Annotated in this window: 3 protein-coding genes; all 3 read left to right on the top strand. The window is 75.7% G+C overall.

Going from position 1 to position 1,183, the window contains the following annotated elements; translation table 11 throughout:
• Nucleotides 1-518 (top strand): MotA/TolQ/ExbB proton channel family protein (locus tag HMPREF0731_RS20505; protein ID WP_007006142.1); only part of this gene is annotated, 518 nt, incomplete at its 5' end.
• Nucleotides 519-523: 5 nt separating this feature from the next.
• Nucleotides 524-976: an ExbD/TolR family protein gene (locus tag HMPREF0731_RS20500; protein WP_007006141.1), complete on the top strand. Its 453-nt coding sequence runs from the start codon at nt 524-526 to the stop codon at nt 974-976.
• Between the two features lie 7 nt (nt 977-983).
• A partial coding sequence (locus HMPREF0731_RS20495) for a hypothetical protein (protein WP_040614258.1) occupies nt 984-1,183 on the top strand: 200 nt, incomplete at its 3' end.

Raw genomic sequence — 1,183 nt, 5'->3', positions numbered from 1 at the left:
CGGCCGGCCAGTCGGGCCTGGCCGCGCCGCAGGGCGAGGGCGTCGCCGCCCGCGTGCTGCGCGCCGGCACCCGCGAATGGCGCGACGGCCGCGAACAGGGCGAGAGCCGCTTCGAATACCGGCACCGCATGGAGCACGCGATGCGCCATGTGCTGACCATCGAGCTGCGCCGGGTCGAGCCGGGCCTGCCCTTCCTGGCCACCACCGGCGCCGTGGCGCCCTTCATCGGCCTGTTCGGCACGGTCTGGGGCATCATGAACAGCTTCGCCGGCATCGCGCAGAGCAACGACACCAGCCTGGCCGTCGTCGCCCCCGGCATCGCCGAGGCGCTGTTCGCCACCGCCATCGGCCTGATCGCCGCCATCCCGGCCGTGATGGCCTATAACCGCCTGCTGGTGCGCCTCGGCCGGCTGCGCCAGGACGGCCAGGCCGCCGCCACCGAGCTGGCCGCCGGCCTGTCGCGCCGCCCGCCCGCTTTGGCCGGCGCCCGCGCCAGCGCCAGCGCCGCGGCCGAGTAAGCGGCATGGCCTTCTCCGGTCCGAGCCTGGGCGGCGGCGATGATGACGGCCCGCTGCCCATGGCCGACATGAACGTCACCCCGCTGGTCGACGTCATGCTGGTGCTGCTGATCGTCTTCATGGTCGCGGCGCCGATGATGGTGGTGGGCGTGCCGGTGAACCTGCCCAAGACCGCCGCGCCGCGCGCCGCGGCGCCCCGCCCGCCGGTGGTGCTGACGGTGACCACCGAGGGCAAGGTGTTCCTGCGCCAGGAGGAGATCGCCGCCGCCGATCTGGTCGGCCGCCTGACCCAGCTGCACCGCGACGATCCGGAGGCCCCGGTCTATGTGCGCGGCGACCGCGCCGTGCCCTATGGCGAGGTGCTGCGCGTGATGGGGCGCGTCACCCAGTCCGGCATCACCCGCGTCTCGCTGATCGCCGAGGCGGAGGCGGGCGGCGCCGTCACCCAGGCGCGCTGAGCCGCCCATGACCACGCAGAGCCTGACCCTGCCGCGCGGCCTCGGCTGGGGCGCCTCGGTCGCGCTGCATGGCGGCGCCGCCGCCTTCCTGCTGTTCGGCCTGCCGCCGCACGCGCCGCCGCCGCTGATCGTGCCGCTGGAGATGGCGGCGCCCGCGCCGGTGGTGCAGGAGGCCGCCGCCCCGGCCGAGGTGGCGGAGGCGGTCGA

The sequence above is a fragment of the Pseudoroseomonas cervicalis ATCC 49957 genome (assembly GCF_000164635.1).
GTDB classification, from domain to species: domain Bacteria; phylum Pseudomonadota; class Alphaproteobacteria; order Acetobacterales; family Acetobacteraceae; genus Pseudoroseomonas; species Pseudoroseomonas cervicalis.
Note: the sequence above shows the minus strand (reverse complement) of the source record. Positions and strands in the feature narration are given on the sequence as shown.

Coding starts and splice junctions, on each gene's coding strand:
- HMPREF0731_RS20500 (WP_007006141.1), top strand. CDS start 524: ATGGCCTTCTCCGGTCCGAGCCTGGGCGGCGGCGATGATGACGGCCCG.